General features: G+C 63.7%; 18 protein-coding genes. 11 read left to right on the forward strand and 7 right to left on the reverse strand.

Going from position 1 to position 19,159, the window contains the following annotated elements:
- The first annotated feature begins 3 nt into the window (after positions 1-3).
- Positions 4-2,541 carry an efflux RND transporter permease subunit gene (locus LDB05_RS08485; RefSeq protein ID WP_226007489.1) on the forward strand — a complete coding sequence of 846 codons (2,538 nt, stop codon included), beginning with the start codon at positions 4-6 and terminating at the stop codon, positions 2,539-2,541.
- A gap of 82 nt (positions 2,542-2,623) precedes the next feature.
- Here the strand turns inward: LDB05_RS08485 and LDB05_RS08490 are convergent, their stop codons facing one another.
- Positions 2,624-3,535 carry a helix-turn-helix transcriptional regulator gene (locus LDB05_RS08490; RefSeq protein ID WP_226007490.1) on the reverse strand — a complete coding sequence of 304 codons (912 nt, stop codon included), beginning with the start codon at positions 3,533-3,535 and terminating at the stop codon, positions 2,624-2,626.
- 149 nt (positions 3,536-3,684) lie between these two features.
- Between LDB05_RS08490 and LDB05_RS08495 the strand changes: the two genes are divergently transcribed.
- The 6 genes from LDB05_RS08495 to LDB05_RS08520 all read left to right on the forward strand — a co-directional run bounded on the left by LDB05_RS08495 (position 3,685) and on the right by LDB05_RS08520 (position 9,238).
- Complete coding sequence (locus tag LDB05_RS08495; RefSeq protein ID WP_226007491.1) at positions 3,685-5,121, forward strand: FAD-binding oxidoreductase; 1,437 nt, start codon at positions 3,685-3,687, stop codon at positions 5,119-5,121.
- Positions 5,114-5,410, forward strand: a complete 297-nt coding sequence (locus LDB05_RS08500; RefSeq protein WP_226007492.1) for a DUF7512 family protein — start codon at positions 5,114-5,116, stop codon at positions 5,408-5,410. Before LDB05_RS08495 ends, LDB05_RS08500 begins: the two co-directional genes overlap by 8 nt.
- On the forward strand, positions 5,392-6,360 hold the full coding sequence (locus LDB05_RS08505; RefSeq protein WP_226007493.1) for a sulfite exporter TauE/SafE family protein: 969 nt from the start codon (positions 5,392-5,394) through the stop codon (positions 6,358-6,360). Before LDB05_RS08500 ends, LDB05_RS08505 begins: the two co-directional genes overlap by 19 nt.
- A 256-nt stretch (positions 6,361-6,616) precedes the next feature.
- Entirely contained in the window at positions 6,617-7,612 is a 996-nt protein-coding gene (locus LDB05_RS08510) for a DUF7351 domain-containing protein (protein ID WP_226007494.1), read from the forward strand.
- A 229-nt stretch (positions 7,613-7,841) separates the two neighbouring features.
- Entirely contained in the window at positions 7,842-8,384 is a 543-nt protein-coding gene (locus LDB05_RS08515) for a cupin domain-containing protein (protein WP_226007495.1), read from the forward strand.
- 77 nt (positions 8,385-8,461) lie between these two features.
- Positions 8,462-9,238, forward strand: a complete 777-nt coding sequence (locus LDB05_RS08520) for a cupredoxin domain-containing protein (RefSeq protein WP_226007496.1) — start codon at positions 8,462-8,464, stop codon at positions 9,236-9,238.
- 192 nt (positions 9,239-9,430) lie between these two features.
- Here the strand turns inward: LDB05_RS08520 and LDB05_RS08525 are convergent, their stop codons facing one another.
- Both LDB05_RS08525 and LDB05_RS08530 read right to left on the reverse strand, forming a co-directional pair.
- Positions 9,431-9,766 carry a chorismate mutase gene (locus LDB05_RS08525; RefSeq protein WP_226007497.1) on the reverse strand — a complete coding sequence of 112 codons (336 nt, stop codon included), beginning with the start codon at positions 9,764-9,766 and terminating at the stop codon, positions 9,431-9,433.
- A complete protein-coding gene (locus tag LDB05_RS08530) occupies positions 9,763-10,635 on the reverse strand; it encodes a shikimate kinase (RefSeq protein ID WP_226007498.1) in 873 nt (290 codons plus the stop codon). The genes LDB05_RS08525 and LDB05_RS08530 overlap by 4 nt, the downstream gene beginning before the upstream one ends.
- A 138-nt stretch (positions 10,636-10,773) precedes the next feature.
- On the opposite strand from LDB05_RS08530, the gene LDB05_RS08535 reads away from it, so the two are divergent.
- A complete protein-coding gene (locus LDB05_RS08535; protein ID WP_226007499.1) occupies positions 10,774-11,205 on the forward strand; it encodes a DUF5796 family protein in 432 nt (143 codons plus the stop codon).
- Positions 11,205-11,450 carry a DUF7508 domain-containing protein gene (locus LDB05_RS08540; RefSeq protein WP_226007500.1) on the forward strand — a complete coding sequence of 82 codons (246 nt, stop codon included), beginning with the start codon at positions 11,205-11,207 and terminating at the stop codon, positions 11,448-11,450. The genes LDB05_RS08535 and LDB05_RS08540 overlap by 1 nt, the downstream gene beginning before the upstream one ends.
- 1 nt (position 11,451) lies before the next feature.
- On the opposite strand, the gene LDB05_RS23390 is transcribed toward LDB05_RS08540, so the two are convergent.
- Both LDB05_RS23390 and LDB05_RS08545 read right to left on the reverse strand, forming a co-directional pair.
- Positions 11,452-11,586: a DUF7128 family protein gene (locus tag LDB05_RS23390; RefSeq protein ID WP_284145791.1), complete on the reverse strand. Its 135-nt coding sequence runs from the start codon at positions 11,584-11,586 to the stop codon at positions 11,452-11,454.
- Between the two features lie 91 nt (positions 11,587-11,677).
- Positions 11,678-12,580 (reverse strand): ribonucleotide-diphosphate reductase subunit beta, encoded by a 903-nt coding sequence (locus LDB05_RS08545; RefSeq protein ID WP_226007501.1) that lies wholly within the window; start codon positions 12,578-12,580, stop codon positions 11,678-11,680.
- Between the two features lie 86 nt (positions 12,581-12,666).
- On the opposite strand from LDB05_RS08545, the gene LDB05_RS08550 reads away from it, so the two are divergent.
- Both LDB05_RS08550 and LDB05_RS08555 read left to right on the forward strand, forming a co-directional pair.
- Positions 12,667-13,299 carry a helix-turn-helix domain-containing protein gene (locus tag LDB05_RS08550; RefSeq protein ID WP_226007502.1) on the forward strand — a complete coding sequence of 211 codons (633 nt, stop codon included), beginning with the start codon at positions 12,667-12,669 and terminating at the stop codon, positions 13,297-13,299.
- A 95-nt stretch (positions 13,300-13,394) separates the two neighbouring features.
- Positions 13,395-15,629: an AAA family ATPase gene (locus LDB05_RS08555; RefSeq protein WP_226007503.1), complete on the forward strand. Its 2,235-nt coding sequence runs from the start codon at positions 13,395-13,397 to the stop codon at positions 15,627-15,629.
- A 126-nt stretch (positions 15,630-15,755) separates the two neighbouring features.
- Here the strand turns inward: LDB05_RS08555 and LDB05_RS08560 are convergent, their stop codons facing one another.
- Both LDB05_RS08560 and LDB05_RS08565 read right to left on the reverse strand, forming a co-directional pair.
- Positions 15,756-16,589, reverse strand: coding sequence for an alpha/beta fold hydrolase (locus LDB05_RS08560; protein WP_226007504.1), 834 nt, complete (start codon positions 16,587-16,589; stop codon positions 15,756-15,758).
- A gap of 164 nt (positions 16,590-16,753) precedes the next feature.
- Positions 16,754-18,982 (reverse strand): CDC48 family AAA ATPase, encoded by a 2,229-nt coding sequence (locus tag LDB05_RS08565; protein ID WP_226007505.1) that lies wholly within the window; start codon positions 18,980-18,982, stop codon positions 16,754-16,756.
- Between the last annotated feature and the right edge of the window lie 177 nt (positions 18,983-19,159).

The following is a 19,159-nucleotide window of genomic DNA, read 5'->3' on the forward strand; positions in this document are numbered from 1 at the left end:
CCGATGCCCGACCTCGACGAGATCTGGGACCGTGACGCCTCGGCGGAAACCGAGTCATCCCTCAACAGCCGCCTCAATGCCGTTATTACCGACCATCCCTGGCGGATCGTCCTCGCGTTCGCCGTGATCACCGTGTTGATGATCGGCGGCATGGGAGGTGGCGGCGGACAGCAGGCCGGTACCGACCAGTTCACCGACGGGCTCGAGGAACAGGAGGCCCTCGAGGACATGCAGGACGACTTCCAGCGGCAGGGTCGCGACGGCGGCGGCTCGACCGCGAACCTGTTCATCACCGACGAGCGAAACACCCTGTCGAAGGAGAGCCTCCTCCGGATGCTCGAGTTTCAGGAGCGTGCCGAAACCGAAGACGGGCTCAGAGTCACGTCGTCGACGAGCCCGGCGTCACTGGTCGCCCAGCAACTCGATCCGGAGGCGGAAACGCCCGAGGAGCAGCGGCGCGTTCTCGAGCGGACCTCGCAACGACAGTTAGAATCAGCGATCGCGGATGCCGACGAGACTGCAGGATTGCCGGTGAGCACGGACTTCACCCGGGAATCGGCACAGGCGGACGTCGCTCAGATCGCGGTTACCTACGATACGCCACCGAACGCTGATACGGACGACAGGGCCGAATTGCAGACTGGAACGGCCGAGCTGGCCGACGAGATCGACGGCTACGAGACGGGCGAGAACGTCGAGGTGTTCGGCGACGCGATCATCGAGCAGGAGACGCTCCAACTGCTTGGAGACACTGCGATCGTCGTCTTCCCGGCCGCGCTCGTGTTAATCATGTTCTTCTTGCTGGTCGCATATCGGGACCCGATCGACCTCACGTTGGGGCTGATCGCGCTGGTGATGACGATGATCTGGACGTTCGGGTTCATGGGCTACGCGGGGATTCCGTTCTCGGATTCGCTGATTACGGTGTTCCCGCTGTTGCTCGCCGTCGGAATCGACTTCGGCATCCACATCATCAATCGGTATCGCGAGGAACGAGCGGCAGGAGCGGCGATCGGCGACGCGATGGGCATCACGACGAGACAGCTCTCGGGGGCGTTCCTGATCGTCACGATAACGACCGTCATCGGGTTCGCCGCGAACCTGACGAGCTCGCTGTCGCAACTCCGGGACTTCGGTATCGTCGCCGCCGTCGGCATCATCTTCACGTTCCTCATCTTCGGCGTGTTCCTGCCCGCCGGGAAGGTCGGACTGGATCGATTACGGGCGGGGACTCGAATTCCGAACTTCGGCACGAGCCCGCTCGGAAACGAGGATTCGATACTCGGTCGGATCCTGCCCGTAGGAACGAAAGCCGCACGGATCGCTCCGGTAATCGTCCTCGTGAGCGCGCTCGTCTTCGGCGCCGCAGCGGCCGGCTACGGAACCGGCGTCGACACGGAGTTCTCCCAGGAGGCGTTCTTCCCGGATGAAGATCGGATCGCCCAGTACGAACGCCTCCCCGAACCGTTCGCACCCAGCGAGTACACGTTCATGACCGTGCTCGAGTACCTCGAGGAAGACTTCGATCAGGGATTCGTGGGGTCGGTGACGGTCTACGTCGACGATCCCGACGTGCGATCGGACGCCGCCTTCCGCGAGGTCGACCGCGCGATCACGAATCCCCCCGACGCGTTCGTCCAGAGCGACCGGCGTGCGGACGCCGACAGCATCATCAGCGTCATGGAGCGACGCGAGGAAACCGACCCCGAGTTCGCGGCGACGGTCACGCGAACCGACTCGAACAACGACGGCTTGCCGGATCGAGACGTCGATCGGGTCTACGACGAGCTGCTCGAGGAGGACAACGCGCGGCAGTACGTCACGAGCGATCGGAGCGCGACCCGGATCGTGTATCAGGTCGACGTCGACGCCGACCAGACCGAGGCGACGAACGCCGCCGAGGAGGTCGCCGAGGGGATGAACATGGACGCGACGGCGACGGGTAGTCTGGTGGTCAACCAGGCCGTCATCGACCGCATCAGCGAGTCGGCGATCAGGAGCCTGATCGTCGCCTTCGTTCTCACCGCGATCTTCCTGATGCTCTCTTACTGGTGGCTCGAGGGGCGGATGATCTACGGCGTGATCAACCTCGTTCCGGTCCTCGTCACCGTCGCGATGCTCGCCGCGTCGATGCGCCTCTTCGACGTGCCGCTCTCGCCGTTCAACGCCCCCATCCTGTCGGTCTCGATCGGCCTCGGCGTCGACTACACGGTGCACTTCATGCACCGGTTCGTCGACGAGTACGAGTCGGGGGCCGACGTGCACCAGGCGCTGGCGGTCACGGTTCGCGGAACCGGCGGTGCCCTGACCGGCAGTATGCTCACGACCGTCTGCGGACTCGGCGTGTTGTACCTCGCCTTGATCCCGCTGATCATGGAGTTCGGACTCCTGCTCGCGCTGGGGGTCTTCTACGCCTACCTCACGTCGATCCTCCTGCTCCCGTCGACGATCGTCGTCTGGGATCGCCTCGAGCGGCGGTTCGGTCCGATCGGTGACGTTCGGTGGCGGGCGGCTGCTCGGTCTCTGACTGGAAGACGGTAGACTGTCTCGGCCAATCAGTTGTCTAATTACGTGTTCTTCCGTCGTTCTACCCCGTTCTGGTAGACGGATGTGACGGGTCCCGTTACCGTGGCGAATCGGCTCGTTCGTCGAGCGGATCCGAATCGACCCTGACGGAGGCGTACACACGTTCGGCCCACTCGCGTGCGATCGGTTCGTCAGTATCGACGAACACCTGCATGAGCCCCGTCGCCTCGTCGTACCCTCCGATCCCGACGTGGTCATCAAAAATTGCGAGCCCATACGGGAGAGTGCCGAGCGTTCGGAGCGCGAGATGTCCATCCTCGATCGCCTTCTGGGCACGCTCGGGGTACATCTCGAAGAGCTTCTCGGCGCTACTGGGTAAGTAGATGATTTCCGTGTCGGTGTCCTCGAACAATTGTCTGTGGAACTCGCCCAGGGCGAGCGGTGCCATGTGGGTCGTGTTGAATCCTCGAAACGTCTCCGACTTCCGGACGAGTGCCATGAACCGCTCGACGGGACGGTAGGGGTCGTCCGGTTCCGCGACGGTGATCGTCGAGTCTATGAACGGTTCGAGGACGAAGTCCCGATGATCGTCACAGATTGCATCGAGGAGGGGCGTTAGTCTATGTGCGGTCCGTACGTTCGCCTCGAACCGGAGTATCTCCTCTGCGATGACCGTGCCGCGCCAGGTCAGCTGAAATCTCCCGTCGACCTTCTCGACGAATTCCTGCTCGCCGAGCCACTGTATGTAGCGGTGGCTCGTCGCTCGTGAGATGGCGAGTCGTTCTTCGATCTCTCTGCGGTCGAGCGATTCCTGCAGGAGCGCTTCGAGGACGGGGCCGTGCCGGACGATGTCGCCGAGGAGCTCCGTGTCGACGCGGTCGCCCGCAGCTTCCAGCCGCTCGCCGAGATAGCGGCGATTCCGCTCGTTTTCCAGGATCGCCTCGAGGACTGGCGACCCAGGTGGCGGACGGCCGTCGTCATGCAGTTGGTCGTCTCGGTCAGGCACCATGGCACTCACTCACTATACAGAGGGTATCGCAGATAGTAAGTCTATCTCGCACACGATTTGAAACCCGTCTCACCGCCTGAAGCGGGACTTTCTCCATCGAACGCTGCTCGATAGGTGAGGCCAACAGCCGTGCCGTCGTTCAGTTTGGTATGGAACGACACACCATTCCCGGCGAAAAGATCGAACGGTTCGACGCGGGATTCCACGGCGACTTGATTCGTGCAGGCGACGCCGACTACGACGGCGCCCGCGCGATATGGAACGGGATGGTCGACAAGCGTCCGGCCCTGATCGCTCGGTGTCGAGGCGTCGCTGACGTCATCACCGCGGTGAACTTCGCGCGCGAAAACGAACTCGGAGTCGCGGTACGCGGTGGCGGCCACAACGTTGCCGGGACCGCCGTCTGCGACGACGGACTCGTTATCGACCTCTCCGAGATGCGGAGCGTGCGCGTGGACCCTGACACACCTACTGCGTGGGTCCAGGCGGGTGCCACGTGGGCGGACGTGGACCACGAAACCCAGGCGTTCGGGCTGGCGACGCCCGGCGGCCTCGTCTCGGAGACGGGTGTCGCAGGACTGACGCTCGGTGGCGGGCTCAGTCACTTCCGCTGCAAGTACGGCTTGACCTGTGACAACCTCGTATCCGTAGACCTGGTCACGGCCGACGGCGACTACCTGACCGCCAGCGAGGACGAGCGCGAGGAGCTCTTCTGGGGGTTGCGCGGTGGTGGCGGCAACTTCGGCGTCGTCACCGGCTTCGAGTTCGACCTCCACACCGTCGGACCCGAGGTGGCGATGTGTTTGGTGTTCTATTCGGGAGATCGAATGGCCGAGCGTCTACGAGCCTACCGCGAATACGTCGCATCCGCACCCGAGGAAGTCAGCACGCTCACCTTGTCGGGCGTGATGCCCGACGCGGAACTCTTCCCAGCGGATGCGGTCGACGAAACCAAGATCGCAATCGCGGGCTGTTATGCGGGATCGATAGCGGACGGCGAGCGTGCGCTGATGCCCCTTCGGGAGTTCGGCGAGCCGATCGCCGATTTCAGCGGGACAATGCCGTACGTGGAATTGCAGCGACTCTTCGACGAGGACTACCCCGACGGCATGCGCTACTACTGGAAGTCGCTGTATCTCGACGGCCTGTCGGAGTCCGCCATCGATCGCATCACCTACTGGACCGGTGTGGCTCCCTCGCCGCTGTCGACGGTCGACGTTTGGCAGTTAGGTGGCGCGATCGAGCAGGTCGACGCCGAGGACAGTGCGTTCGTGGGCCGGCACGCTCCCTTCCTGCTGGGCGTCGAAGCTAACTGGGAGCGGCCGGAGAACGACGATGCCAACGTCGAGTGGGTGCGTGACTGTCTCGAGGACATGCGCCAGTTCTCGGACGGTTCGGTCTACCTGAACTTCCCGGGATTCCTCGAAGGGGGTGAGGACATGATGCGGACCACGTTCGGGTCGAAATACGACCGACTGGTCGCACTGAAGGACAGGTACGATCCGACGAATCTCTTCAGCCGGAATCAGAACATAACGCCGTCCGGGGCCGTGCAAACCGACGGTGGGGATAGCACCGATGAGTGAACTCGAGCGCGAAACGATAGGAGCCCCCCGGCGACCGTCGACCGCCCGCGTCGTGTTCGTGAGTTCACTCTGGGTTTCGGTCGGCGTTCTACTGGTCGCAGCTGCGATTCCCCTCACGCGCGATACGCTCCCAGTACAGAGTGGAACTGTACAGGCAATGACCGTCGTTGGCGTCGTTCTCGCCGAGGCTATCGTGTTGCACGTCGGTTACGGTGCTCTCGTAGCATTCGTCGAGCCGCCGATTCGAGAGTTACTCGATGGAGACTCCGCATGGAACTCCTCGGATTGAGCCTCGTATCGATCGCCGTCTTCGTCGGATTCGGGTTGCTAGTCGGTGTTCTGTTCGGGTTCTTCGGGATGGGTGGGTCGTTCCTCGTCACGCCAGCGCTGCTCGTCCTCGGCTACCCGACGACAGTGGCAGTCGGGAGCGGACTCGGCTTCGTATTCGGGACCAGTGTCGTGGGCGCGCTCAGTCACCGCACTCACGGTCAGATCGACTACAAGCTCGTCGCGTCGCTGACGGTGGCTATGACCGCCGGGATCGAAGTCGGGAAACGAGCGGTCGTGGTACTGGACGGGTTCGGGTCGGCCGACCTCGTGATCGCCGTCGCGTACATCGGCCTTCTCGCCCTCGTCGGATTGTTCACCCTGCACGATGCGCGCCATGAGGACGACGGTTATCTCGGTGCTGATCTCACCGATCGTGTTCAAACGCTTGACTGTCCGCCGATGGTGTCGGTAACTGGTGACGTCAGGGTGTCGGTCTGGGTTATCCTGGCTATCGGTGGGGTCGTCGGAACGCTCTCGGGATTCCTCGGTGTCGGTGGTGGATTCCTGCTACTGCCCGCGATGATGTATGGACTCGGCGTTCCCGCTGGAATCGCCGTCGGAACTGACATCCTTCAAATCACCGTGTCAGGTGCGTTCGGCACGTTCGTCTACGCACGTACCGGCGCGGTTTCCCTCCCCGTCGTTGGTTCGCTACTCGTGGGAAGCGCGTTCGGTGCTCGCATCGGTGCCGTAGCATCCGCGCTCGTCCACGAGGACGAGATCAGGGAATACTTCGCAGCAGTGCTGCTCGCAGGGAGCCTCGCTGTGACTCTGAAAACGCTGAGTGCGCTACTCGGCGTTGCAGCGCTTCACACGGCAAGTATAGTTCTCATTTTTGGCGCGGCGATCGCAGTGAGTGCTACGGTAGTACTTGCTGCCACCGGACGTGTACGTGCCTCTGCGCCATGAACTCCGAATGCGTCGTACCCAGAGCCCCGTCTTTCTCATGACGCAGGCTCAACTGAGACGTTACTAATCCAACGACGAGAGGAAGCACAACTGCCGGAAGAAGATTCGACCACCCGACCAGCAATAGATGCTCGGAAACGGCCGATTTCGGCCACCTGCTCTCGCGTTGCTCGACCTTGTTCAGGTAGCCGTTTTCTCAGTCTTCCGCGGACTGTCTGCAGGTGCGTTTTATGAATTTGGAATGCGTATAGTTATCATGGACCATACTCGATTCACACCCGATCTCGAACTTGACGAGCTTTCCCCGGACGAGGCCTTCGCCACGTTGGGCAACGAAATACGGCTAGACATCATCCGCGTACTCTGGCGGGCAGGTGCCACCTACGAATACGACGACGGCTCTGACGCCGTCGAGCCAGTGCCGTATTCTGAGTTACAAACCGTGATTGATATCGACGATAACGGGAAGTTCAACTACCACCTCTCGAAACTCGCTCCCCATTTCGTCCGACGAACTGACGACGGATACCGGCTGAGCAGTGCGGGGAAGCAGATCGCCAGAACGGTGATAGCCGTATCCGGAGCGGGGCGCCTCGACTTCTCTCGAGAGCTCGACGAGAGTTGTCCGTTATGCGGGGCAGCCGTTGCGGTCACCTACGAGGATCAATGGCTCCGAGTCAGGTGTACCGAGTGCTACGGATTGTTCGGGGATCAGGCACCGGTTGGGACGCTCTTCCTTACGAACTATCCAGCGGCAGGTCTGACGACCCGTGACTCTGAGCAAGCACTCGCAACCGGACTCTATCGGTGTGCTCTCGACATAACCTATCTGATGTATGGAATCTGTCGTGAGTGTGCAGGACAGATCTCGTCGTCGGTGACGGTCTGTGACGTGCACGAAGTGCAAAACGATCAGCCCTGCGACACCTGTGGAACACCGTTCCCGGTTTGGGCAGACATGAAGTGTGATACCTGTGGGTTCGCCAAGCGGTTGCCAGTCGAGATGTTCGCGACTGGTCTCGTCTTGGCAACCGAACTGACCGGCAATCCCGAGTTGGACATCGACTCACCGGCGGTCGACGAGGCCATCGAACTGCTTCAGAACAGCGTGGAGACCGATGTCTCGACGAACCCTCTCCGCGTATCGCTTTCTATCGAGGTCGACACGACGGTGTTCACTCTCACGTTGGACGACGAGATGAACATGGTCGAATTCGACCGGGAGCCGCGGACTGACACCGTTGTTTCGTAATCCGGACACGTCTGCCCCTGTTGGAGAAATATTATTCTCCTAACACATAAGTTCGATCTCAACGCTAGCACTAGCTGCTCGGATCAGAACACGATCCGGCAGTGTGACGTCCGTTACGCGGAGGTGCCCCGAGGCGACACAAGCGGCGGAACGGACGGCACAGGAGGTGATGAATGACCATGATAAGCAAATCGATGCCGAACAGCGAGTGTACCACGGGGGTAACTCCATGACCGCAGTAGATCGCGGCAAGCAGGATCGCGTCCTCGATTGGGGCGGTTTCCCTGGCCGCTGGGAGATCACGCGTTCGACAGCGGACACGGACGGCGAACTGTTGGAGATGCGATTCGAGATCGAAACCGTCCCGGAAGAAGGCCCGTTCGTCCACACCCATCCACACGCCGAGGAGCGCTACGAAGTGGTTTCAGGTGTGCTGGAAGTGTACGTAGACGGGGACTGGATCGAGGTAACGGCTGGTGAGCAACACACCGTCCCTCCAGGCACGGCCCATACGTTCAGGAACGCCACCCCCGTCGAGATCGTAAACGTCCACGAGCCCGCCCTACAGCACGAGGCGTTCTTCCGGCGGTTCCATCAGCTCGTCACGGAGCGGGGTGTGTCGTTGCCTCCGGAGGGATTCAACGACATCCTGCTGTTAGCGATGCTGACGACGGAACACGAGGAAGACATCTACGCGGTGAGCCCGCCGCATTGGGTCTTCAAGACCCTGACTGTCCTCGGCCGTGTGTTGGGGTACCGTGTGCCTGACTAACTGACACCCCAGATAACACCAGTGACTTCCAGTAATACGATTCGAAATCGACAATGACCCGATCACCAGATCATCGAATGGAAAAACCGGATGCGTCGACCAGTCAACCGACCAGCCGACGCAGAACCGTTCTCAGAGCTACCGGACTCGGCGCGGCGCTCCCGATACTCGGAGACGTTGCTACGGCGAAAGAGAACGCTTCTGAACCGCCAAACGAGCGGGATGAAGCCGATACTGCCAGCCCACCGATTATCCACTCCCACTTCGGCTATTCAGGGACGAGTGACGACGAGATTCCAAACCGGTTGGAGCCGGACGAGACCATCGACCTCCACGTCGACGAGGACAAAATCGACGATTCGAATCTCCCGGCCCTGACGGTCGAGTTCGGTGCGTTCCACTTCGACCCCGTGGGGCTTCACGTGGAGCCGGGGGCAATCGTCGAATTCGTATTCAACACTCCGGAGCACACGGCGACGGCGTACCATCCGGGTCAAGAACGTCAGCAACGCGTCCCCGACGGCGTTCCGGCGTTCTCATCGACGGTCAACGAGCACCACGGGTTCTGGCTCTATCGCTTCGAGAAAGAAGGCGTGTATGACCTGTTCTGTGCCCCACATGAATGGGGTGGGATGGGCATGCGAATCGTCGTCGGTGACGATCCGGGTGGTGTCGTGCGGGCTCCTGGCCGTCCGCCGCTTCCGATGACCGGTGCACTCCTCGGGACGGGACTAGACGGGAACATCGGCCACCCAGACATGGAACCGCAGCACATCATCGACAACGGGCCGATCTCTGGGCACGACCTGGGTATCGATCTCGAGGTAACGATAACGGCTCCAAGTCCAACCTGATATCTAACCTATTTTGACTGCTGCTTTCTGTGAACGAGTAGAACAGAGTGAACGATACAGTTCCCGTACGCTGTACGCAACGCCTGTCTGCTGAACGATTTCTGTGTTATCGATCGACGAACGAAAGAGCAACTGACGGAAGAAGACTCAGCCACCCGAACAGCAACAGAGGCCCGAAACAGCCGATTTCGGCTACCTGCTCTCCCGCTGCTCGACCTTGTTCAGTTCGATCAACAGCCGAAAGATCGCCTTGACGAGGTTCGCGTCGACATCGAACTGTTCGGCGTTATCGCCCGCTCGCTCCATGACCTGCTGTTCCTGTTTCTCGTCGGTCGTCGGCAGGCCCTGTTCGTCTTTGACCGCCGCGATCGTGTCCGCGACGTACGTTCGCTGCGCGATCAGTTCGACGATCTCCTGATCGATCGTCCGAATCTCCTCGCGCAGTTCGTCGAGGTCCATCTCCTCGGGCGTGCGATCCTCGTCGTCGATTCCGCCGTCCGTCTCCGTGTCCGTTGGCTCTCGAGTCATGTCGTTCGTGTTCCGTCCGTTCGCGTCCCCAGTAATCGTGTCGTTCCGTCGCGCTCGGTCCACCGGGTCTGGACCGCCTCGAGCGAGTCGCGATCCCCGACGGCGACGTAGCTTGGCCCCGTGCCGGACAGGGAAACACCGGCGACGTCGGGCAAGGCGTCGATCATCGGCCCGGTCGAGAACTCGAGGGCGGCCGCGAAGGCGAAGCCGTTGACGGTCATCGCCTCGCCGTAGCGGCCGTCGAGCGCGAGTTCTTCGACCAGCCGGGCCATCGGGGCGACGCGTTCGCAGGCCGAGACGTCGGCGTCGGCGCTGTAAGACTGTTCGGGCGGCGTGTAGACCAGCGCGTGCCAGTCGACTTCCTCGCGGGCGAGCAACGCATCGGCCGTGTTGTCGGTGACCGTCACGCCGCCGAGCATGCTCGCGCTGGCGTCGTCGAACGCGCCGGTGACGGTCACGCCGGCATCGCGAGCAGCTCGAACGCCGAGGCGACAGGCGTCGATCCGGTCGACCGAATCGACGACCTCGAGGGCGTCCAGCGTCGCGAGTACCGTCGCGTTGGCCGCCGCGCTGGAGCTCTTCAGCCCGGACGCCATCGGCACCTCGCTTTCGGTCCGGACGCGAGCACCGACGGTCGACTCGTCCAGCCCGGCCTGCTCGGCGTACTCGGCGATCGTCAACGCGGCACAGCGCTCGACGAGCGTCACGTCGGCCTCGGGTCGCCCGGCGATTTCACCGACGACGTCGCCGTCGCCCGTGAGTTCGACGGTCGCCGTCGTCTCGAGGTCGATCGCGAACGCCGAGCCGGTCCCGGTCGCGAGCGCGTTGAGCACCGTCCCGGCAGCGGGTGCGACAGCACGACCATCCATACACGGACACTCTCAGAGGGCGTACTTACGGCTGACGATCCGCGGAAATCGCGGCTCGGTCGGTCCGGGCGGTACTGATCGTCCCGTCACGAGCGACGGAGCACACCGCTTTTGCCCCGTCCGATCCAAGACGCGACAATGAGCGCGCGCAACAACGTCGCCCCCAGCACGATCGGTGTCGATCTCGTCGACGGTGGTGTGGTCGTCGAGTACCACGATGGCCGAGAGGTATTCTACCACGGGCCTCCCGAACCCGTCGAGGGACCGCTGACGACTCCGCCGGGCAAGGAGGTACACGTCCTCGTCACCGATCCCGACGGCGTCGAGGGCGTCATGACCTACGTCAACGACCGGAACACCCACGACGACATCCTCGAGACGACCGGCGTCGGTCGCGTGATGCTCGATCGCGACGACGAGGAGGAACTGTTTCCGGGCGTCACCGTCGCGACGGAAGCGTACTCGATCCGCGTCGAAGCGGATCTCTCGCTCGTCGACGGCCGGGTATTCGTCTTCGCGGAGGACGAAATGAGCGAACACGCCTACGAACTCGTCGAGGAGGCCGACTGATGCCGCTGCAGAAGCCCTGGCGCGACCTCGAGCGGGAAACCGTTGCCGGCGCACCGGACCGACCCGGCGTCTACGAGCTCGGCGACGGGTCGGGAACGGTGCTTGCGGTCGACCACGGCGTCCTCCGGGACGAACTCAAGACCGCGCTGGCGTACGGAGACGGCGACCGCGTGCGCTGGACGGAAACCCACACCCTCGATCAGGCGCGCGAACTCGCAGCCGACCACCGCGAACGGCTCGAGTGAACTACTGGATGTAGGTCGGCTCGGACCCGTCACACCGCTTCTCGTGTTCCGCCGCGTCCGACTGCTCCTCGAAGAGGAGGCCGCAAGTTTCGCACTCGTACCAGGTGGCGTCGTCGCGCTCGGTCTGGACGACCATAGTTGTTCATCGAACACGAACGGCAAAAGGCGTTTCTCCGGTTGCTGTCCCCGAACCCGACGAAAGACGGGCGTTCCGCGGACCGTCGTCGCTACGCCTCGAGCTGGGTCAGCTCGTCGACGTCCGGAATCTTCTCGCTCGCGGAGGTGATCTGTTGCATGCGCTGTTCGTGTTTCGTGTACGCGTACTCGGCCAGATCGGAGGGGCTCGGGCCGGGACCGTCTTCGGAACTCGCTCCTTCGTCGCCGCTCAGACTGTCCTGAACTAGCGGAACCAGTTCGTCGACCGTCTCCCGGAGGAGGTCGGGTTCGACCTCGCCGTCGGCCACGAGCGACTTGAGTTTCGCCATCCCGAAGCCGACGTGGCGTCCCTCGTCGCTTCGAACCAGTTTGAGCCCCTCGACGAGCCCCGGCAGATCGGGCAGTTCGGGCTCGTTCTCACCGTACGCGAGGGTGAGTCCGTAGTAGCCGGTCTGGGCCAGAATCCCCTCGATCGTCAGATGGTAGTGGCAGTGGGCCTTCGCGCGGGTTTCCGGCGTGTCCTCCTCGAGCAGTCGCGCCATGGCCCGCTCGTTGCGCTCGAACAGCTCGTCGTAGGGTTCGTTGAACCACTTCGCGTCGGTCGGCGACGAAAGCTCCTGTCCGCGCCGCTCCTCTTCCGCGTGGATCACTTCGCGCCAGTAGCGATCGAAGAAGTCGGTGTGTTTGGACTCCTCGTAGAGCTGCGTGGTGATGAACAGCTGGTCCTCGATGTCCTCGAGGACGACCGCGAGCGGCGCGAGATCTTCCGTCACCGACTCCTCGCCAGCGCCGAACAGCGCGAGCGACTGCTTGAGACCGGTGAAGGCCGGCTCGGGGAGTTCCGCGGCTCCCTCGAGGTCGGCCGACAGATCGATCTCGTGTGGATCCCAGTGTTTCTCGACTGCGTTTCGGTAGTAGTTGTGCGATCGCGTCCCCGTATTCAGTTGCATCGCAGGATGGTCGCTGGTAGCCATTCGTACCCGAACATATGCGTCGCCGTCCGATCAGCCTGTATCTCATGTATTAGGGTATTTAAGTATAGCCGGACTGAGCCGGTCGTATGGGTCTCATCGCGGAGTTCCAGCTCGATTCGCCGGATCTACCGTTGACAGACGCCGTCGCGGCCGTCTCGGATATCACGCTCTACATCGAACGGATCCTCGTCGTCGATCCCGATCGGCCGGTCGTCCTCTGTCGAGCCGTCGGGGCGATCGACGACTTTTCCGAGGCGCTGACGTGCGATCCGACGGTCGAGGCGTACACGACGATGGACGGGACGAACGGCGGCGCGATGTATCGAATCAGATTGCGAGATCCCCCGCTCCCGATCTATCGGAAGTACGTCGAACTGGGGACGACCCCGCTGGGCGGGATCGTAACCGTCGACGGCTGGTGGGGACGAGCACGGTTTCCCGACCGAGAGGCGCTCGCGGAGTACCGCGCGTTCTGTACGGAGCGTGGCGGGACGTTCAAACTCGAGCGATTGACTCGAGAGTCCTCGACGGATGACCCACCGTTCGGCCTCACCGACGAACAGTACGAGGCGCTGGTCGCGGCCCACGAGGCGGGCTACTTCGCGGTGCCACGAGAGGCCTCGACGGAAGAGATCGGCGACCGACTGGGGGTTTCGGCACCGTCGGCCTCCGAGCGGCTGCGACGGGGGATCGATCGGCTCCTCGAGAACGCGCTGTGATCCGAGCCGATCGGTCACGGACCCCGTTTGGCTGTGATCGGCGTCGCTCGCCTGATGGGACAATTCTCAAGGCGACCGGCACGAAAGGAACGGGTATGAGTTCGTCGGAACCGGACGGCGTGACCCTGTCCGTTCGCGCCGCAGAGAAAGGAGACGCGGGTCGGGGCGTCGCCCGGATTCCCGAGGCGGCGCGGCGACAGCTCGGGGTTCTCAGCGGCGATACCGTCGTGATCGAGGGCGACGAGACGACCGTCGCCAAGATGTGGCCTGCCGATCAGTCGGTCCCGGACAACGCCGTCCAGATCGACGGCGACACGCGTGCGAACGCCGGCGTTCACGTGGGCGATACGGTGTCCGTCCGGGCGAAGGACAAATCGACCATCACCGACGCCGAGAGAGTCACCCTGATCGCACCCCCGGGACTGCCCGAGCGCCAGCGCCGGGCCGCCGAGAGCGAGGCCGCGGAGAAACTGCGAAATCGGCCGGTACGAGCCGGCGAACAGGTGCGTATCGAGGGGATCGATCAGCAGCCGTTCCGCGTTACCGACACGGACCCGAGGGGTGACGTTCGAATCACGAACGGGACGACGATCCGGATCGTCGACGGCGATGGAGGATCGCGGGACACTGCGACTTCCGCCGGTTCCGGAGCCACCGACCCTGACCGCACGTCCAGCAGTTCGGCCGGTACACCAGCCACGATCGACTCCGGTTCCGAGGCGGACGTCGACGGAGTCAGCCCGAACTCCGGCGTCACCTACGAGGACATCGGCGGGCTCGACGAGGAACTCGAGCTCGTCCGGGAGATGATCGAACTCCCGCTGTCGGAACCGGAGCTGTTCCGCCGGCTCGGCGTCGAGCCCCCCTCTGGCGTCCTGCTCTACGGCCCGCCGGGCACCGGGAAGACGCTGATCGCCCGCGCCGTGGCCAACGAGGTCGACGCAAACTTCGAGACGATCTCGGGGCCGGAGATCATGTCGAAGTACAAGGGCGAGAGCGAGGAGCGACTCCGGGAGGTGTTCGAAACGGCCGAGGCGAACGCGCCGACGATCGTCTTCTTCGACGAGATCGACTCGATCGCCGGCACGCGCGACGACGAGGGGGACGCCGAAAACCGAATCGTCGGCCAGCTGTTGACCCTGATGGACGGCCTCGACGCCCGCGGCGAGGTGATCGTCATCGGCGCGACAAACCGCGTGGACACGATCGATCCCGCGCTCCGCAGGGGCGGCCGGTTCGACCGCGAGATCCAGATCGGCGTCCCCGACGAGGAAGGCCGCCGGGAGATCCTCGAGGTCCACACGCGCGGGATGCCGCTCGCCGACGACGTGGACGTCGATGCCATCGCACGGCGAACGCACGGCTTCGTCGGGGCGGACCTGGACGCCGTCGCGAGCGAGGCGGCTATGGCCGCCATTCGCGATCGGCCGACCGAGACGGACGAACTCGACGAGTGGAACCGAAATCCGACGGTCCGAAAAACGCACTTCGATTCCGCGCTCGCGTCCGTCGAGCCCTCCGCGATGCGCGAGTACGTCGCAGAATCGCCGAATACCGACTTCTCGGACGTCGGCGGCCTCGAAGCGGCGAAACAGACGCTTCGCGAGTCGGTCGAGTGGCCGCTGACGTACGATCGCCTCTTCGAGGAGACCGACACGAATCCGCCATCGGGCGTCCTGCTGTACGGTCCCCCGGGGACCGGAAAGACGCTGCTCGCCCGGGCGCTGGCGGGCGAAACCGACGTCAACTTCGTCCGCGTCGACGGCCCCGAGATCGTCGATCGCTACGTCGGCGAGAGCGAGAAGGCGATCCGCGAGGTGTTCGAGCGCGCTCGCCAGTCGGCCCCGTCGATCGTCTTCTTCGACGAGATCGACGCCATCACCGCCGCCCGCGGCGAGGGTCACGAGGTGACCGAACGCATCGTCTCACAGCTCCTGACCGAACTCGACGGGATGCGGGAGAACCCCAACCTCGTCGTGCTGGCCGCGACCAACCGCAAGGACCAGATCGACCCCGCACTGCTCCGGCCCGGTCGACTCGACACGCACGTCTTCGTCGGCGAACCCGACCTGGACGCTCGAGAAAAGATCCTCGCGGTCCACACGGAGGGGAAACCCCTCGCCGACGACGTCGACGTCGCCGAACTCGCGGCCGAACTCGAAGGCTACACCGGGGCCGACCTCGAGGCACTGGTCAGAGACGCCTCGATGCGGGCGATTCGCGAGGTCGCCGACGAGTACGGTCCCGAGACGGCCAACGAGAAGGCATCGGAGGTGCGGGTCGAGCGCCGTCACCTCGAGGCCGCGCGCGAGGAAACCGACGTCCAGTGAATCGGTCCGAACGCGTTCGGCTCGGCGCTCGGGGACCGAACGACCGACAGGCGGACCGAAGATAGCGTCTCCGCTGCCCACCGGCTCTCGGTCACAGCGGACGGCCGGATACGGTCGCCCCGCTTACTACTCTCCGGTGAGAAACGACTCGAGACGGTCGCGGTACGCGTCCGGCCGGTCCTCCGTGACCCAGTGACCCGCGTCCTCGAGCGCGACGACCTCGCCGCCGATGTCCGCCGCAAGTTGCCGCCCGTCGTCGACGGGTTGTTCCGCGTCCGCCGCTCCCCAGAGGCACAGCAGGTCGGCGTCGATGGCGTCGTAGTCGATTTCCGTCGTGTGGTTCGTGTTCGTCGCGACGGCGGCGCGGGCGAACGCCCGCCGACCGTCGGATCGGAGCCAGGGCTCGGTCATTCCGTCGATCCACTCGGGACTCGGGTCGGCTCGCTCGAGCCCGTCGACGAACGCGCGATCCAGCCGCTCGCGGAACGCGTCGGCGTCCATCTCGAGCGTGCGCGGGAGCCCGAGCGAGGTGATGTACTCGACCGGCCAGGAGCCGTACGCCGTCGCGTTCGAGAGGACGAGTTTATCGACTCGATCGTCCGTGTGGGCTGCGTATCGGAGGGCGACGCCGCCCCCGATGTCGTGGCCGACGACGTGGAACTCCTCGAGCCCGAGCTGGTCGACGAGGTCGGCGATAGCCGCTTCCTGGGCGCGGATCGAGCGATCGAAGCCGTCGCGTCGGTCGCTGTTCCCGTAGCCGACGAAGTCCGGAACGATCGTTCGGAACTGCCCCTCGAGCGAGGGTGCGATCCGTCGCCAGAGGAACGACCACGTCGGGATGCCGTGAAGGAACAGGACCGGCGTGCCCGCTCCCGCGTCGCGGTACGCGAGCGACAGGTCGTGGCCGTCGACGGTGACGGTCGTCTCCGTTTGCGACTCGGACCAGGTCTCGTGGTTCACGTCTCACCGTTCGACTGCGAAGGGAATAGTGGTATGTGGATCGATCGTCCGCTACCGTTTCAGCGCTCGATCGACACTGCTCGATACGCGATAGCTCTCCTCTCGGTCGAATGCATAAACCGACGAGAACAGAAGACTCGAAACGGATTCGAGAGCGGCCGGCGCTACTGGAAGCCGATGCGGCTGCCGCGACGACCCGACGGGTCGGGGCCGCTCGTGCCGCCCTGGAACTCCTCTTCGATCTGCTCGTAGTAGTCGAGGATGTCGTCGGTGATCGTCGGCCGGACGTTCTCCATGGCCTGTCGGAAGTGGCGCATCTCGACGATGTCCGCCTCCTCGTCCTCGCGGAGCGCCTCGATGGCCGCCTCGCGGGCGATCGACTCGAGGTCGCTACCGACGTAGCCGTCCGTGATCTCGGCGATCTCCCGGAGCGTGACGTCCGCGGCCAGCGGCGTATTTTCGGTGTGGATCTCGAGAATCTTCTCGCGGCCGTCGACGTCGGGTTCGCCGATCATGACCAGCCGGTCGAACCGACCCGAGCGCAGCAGTGCGGGGTCGATCATGTCCGGCCGGTTGGTCGCGCCGATGACCATGACGTTGCCCATCTCCTCTAACCCGTCGAGTTCGGTCAGGAGCTGGTTGACGACGCGTTCGGAGACGTTCGATCCGGTTTCACCGCCCCGACCCGGTGCGAGTGCGTCGAGCTCGTCGAAGAAGATGACCGTCGGCGAAACCTGGCGGGCCTTGCGGAAGGTCTGGCGGATGGCCTTTTCGGATTCACCGACCCACTTCGAGAGGAGTTGCGGGCCGCGCACCGAGATGAAGTTCGCGTTGGTCTCGTTGGCGACGGCCTTCGCCATCAGCGTCTTCCCGGTGCCGGGCGGGCCGTACAGCAGGACGCCGGCCGGCGGGTCGACGCCGAGCCGGTCGAACCGCTCGGGGTTCGAGAGCGGCCACTCGACGGACTCCTGTACCTGCTCTTTGGCGTCGTGGAGGCCGCCGACGTCGTCCCAGGAGATCTTCGGGAGTTCGACGAGGACCTCCCGCATCGCCGACGGCTCGACCTCGTTCAGTGCGCCGCGGAAGTCCTCGCGCTTGACGATCATCCGATCGATCAGGCTCGGCGGGATGTCCTCCTCGTCCAGGTCGATCTCGGGGAGGTATCGGCGGAGCGCCTTCATCGCCGCTTCCTTGGTGAGGCTCTCGATGTCGGCCCCGACGAAGCCGTGCGTCTCGTCGGCGAGATGACCGAGGGTGACGTCGTCCGAGAGGGGCATCCCGCGGGTGTGGATCTGCAGGATCTCCTCCCGGCCCGTCTCGTCGGGGACGCCGATCTCGATCTCGCGGTCGAACCGCCCCGGTCGGCGCAGCGCCGGATCGACGCTGTCGACGCGGTTGGTCGCCGCGATGACGATGACTTGGCCCCGGGACTCGAGACCGTCCATCATCGTCAGCAGCTGGGCGACGACGCGGCGTTCGACCTCGCCGGTGACGTCCTCGCGCTTGGGTGCGATGGAGTCGAGTTCGTCGATGAAGATGATCGACGGCGACTCCTCGGTGGCGTCCTCGAAGATCTCCCTGAGTTGCTGTTCGGACTCGCCGTAGTACTTCGAGATGATCTCCGGGCCAGCGATAGAGAAGAAGCTGGCGGAGGTCTCGTTGGCGACGGCTTTCGCGAGCAGGGTCTTCCCGGTCCCCGGCGGGCCGTGCAGGAGGACGCCCTGTGGCGGCTCGATCCCGAGCTTCTTGAAGATCTGCGGGTGCTTCATCGGGAGTTCGACCATCTCCCGGACCCGCTGGATCTCGTTTTGGAGGCCGCCGATGTCCTCGTAGGTGATCCCGCCCCCGGTCTTCTCGAATCCCGAGATGGGTTCCTCGCGGAGTTCGACGTCGGTGTCCTCGGTGATGAGGACGACGCCCTCCGGTTCGGTCTCGACGGCTATGAGTGGGATCGCCTGGCCCGGCGATCGCATGAACGGATGATTCGTCGAGCTCATGACCGGGACGATGTCGCGGCCGACTACCGGGCGCTTCAGGATCTGTCGTTTCACCATCCCGGCGGCGTCCGAGCCGAACTGGACCGACGCTTCCTCCGGCGGTGCGAGTACCAGTTTGTCGGCTTTCGTCGCTTCCGCCTTGCGGATCGTCACCCGTTCGCCGATGCCGACGTCGGCGTTCTGTCGGGTGAACCCGTCGATACGGACGGTATCCGTGTTCCAGTCCTGCCGGTCTGCCCGCCAGACTTTCGCGGCAGTCGTATCTGCACCCTCGATTTCGATGATGTCGCCCGGGCTGAGCTTCAGATGCAACAGCGTGTCCGGGTCGAGCCGGGCGATACCACGACCCGAGTCGTTCGGGTATGCCTTCGCAACCTCCAGTTGGACTTCGTTCATGATTTAGGGACGGCGATGTCAATGACTCCGATTCGTGACCGGATAGGTTTTTTGCTAGGTCGAATCATTTCCTGTGCTAGTGGCTAACATACAATGATACGACTGGACGCTACAAAGATGTACCGGCCTCGGTTGGTTTTGGCCCTATCGACACCGCGTCTGTACGGTGCAGAGAGG

Origin of the sequence: Natrinema salinisoli, from assembly GCF_020405205.1 — an archaeon.
Lineage (GTDB): Archaea > Halobacteriota > Halobacteria > Halobacteriales > Natrialbaceae > Natrinema > Natrinema salinisoli.

Coding starts and splice junctions, on each gene's coding strand:
- LDB05_RS08485 (WP_226007489.1), top strand. CDS start 4: ATGCCCGACCTCGACGAGATCTGGGACCGTGACGCCTCGGCGGAAACC.
- LDB05_RS08490 (WP_226007490.1), bottom strand. CDS start 3,535: ATGGTGCCTGACCGAGACGACCAACTGCATGACGACGGCCGTCCGCCA.
- LDB05_RS08495 (WP_226007491.1), top strand. CDS start 3,685: ATGGAACGACACACCATTCCCGGCGAAAAGATCGAACGGTTCGACGCG.
- LDB05_RS08500 (WP_226007492.1), top strand. CDS start 5,114: ATGAGTGAACTCGAGCGCGAAACGATAGGAGCCCCCCGGCGACCGTCG.
- LDB05_RS08505 (WP_226007493.1), top strand. CDS start 5,392: ATGGAACTCCTCGGATTGAGCCTCGTATCGATCGCCGTCTTCGTCGGA.
- LDB05_RS08510 (WP_226007494.1), top strand. CDS start 6,617: ATGGACCATACTCGATTCACACCCGATCTCGAACTTGACGAGCTTTCC.
- LDB05_RS08515 (WP_226007495.1), top strand. CDS start 7,842: ATGACCGCAGTAGATCGCGGCAAGCAGGATCGCGTCCTCGATTGGGGC.
- LDB05_RS08520 (WP_226007496.1), top strand. CDS start 8,462: ATGGAAAAACCGGATGCGTCGACCAGTCAACCGACCAGCCGACGCAGA.
- LDB05_RS08525 (WP_226007497.1), bottom strand. CDS start 9,766: ATGACTCGAGAGCCAACGGACACGGAGACGGACGGCGGAATCGACGAC.
- LDB05_RS08530 (WP_226007498.1), bottom strand. CDS start 10,635: ATGGATGGTCGTGCTGTCGCACCCGCTGCCGGGACGGTGCTCAACGCG.
- LDB05_RS08535 (WP_226007499.1), top strand. CDS start 10,774: ATGAGCGCGCGCAACAACGTCGCCCCCAGCACGATCGGTGTCGATCTC.
- LDB05_RS08540 (WP_226007500.1), top strand. CDS start 11,205: ATGCCGCTGCAGAAGCCCTGGCGCGACCTCGAGCGGGAAACCGTTGCC.
- LDB05_RS23390 (WP_284145791.1), bottom strand. CDS start 11,586: ATGGTCGTCCAGACCGAGCGCGACGACGCCACCTGGTACGAGTGCGAA.
- LDB05_RS08545 (WP_226007501.1), bottom strand. CDS start 12,580: ATGGCTACCAGCGACCATCCTGCGATGCAACTGAATACGGGGACGCGA.
- LDB05_RS08550 (WP_226007502.1), top strand. CDS start 12,667: ATGGGTCTCATCGCGGAGTTCCAGCTCGATTCGCCGGATCTACCGTTG.
- LDB05_RS08555 (WP_226007503.1), top strand. CDS start 13,395: ATGAGTTCGTCGGAACCGGACGGCGTGACCCTGTCCGTTCGCGCCGCA.
- LDB05_RS08565 (WP_226007505.1), bottom strand. CDS start 18,982: ATGAACGAAGTCCAACTGGAGGTTGCGAAGGCATACCCGAACGACTCG.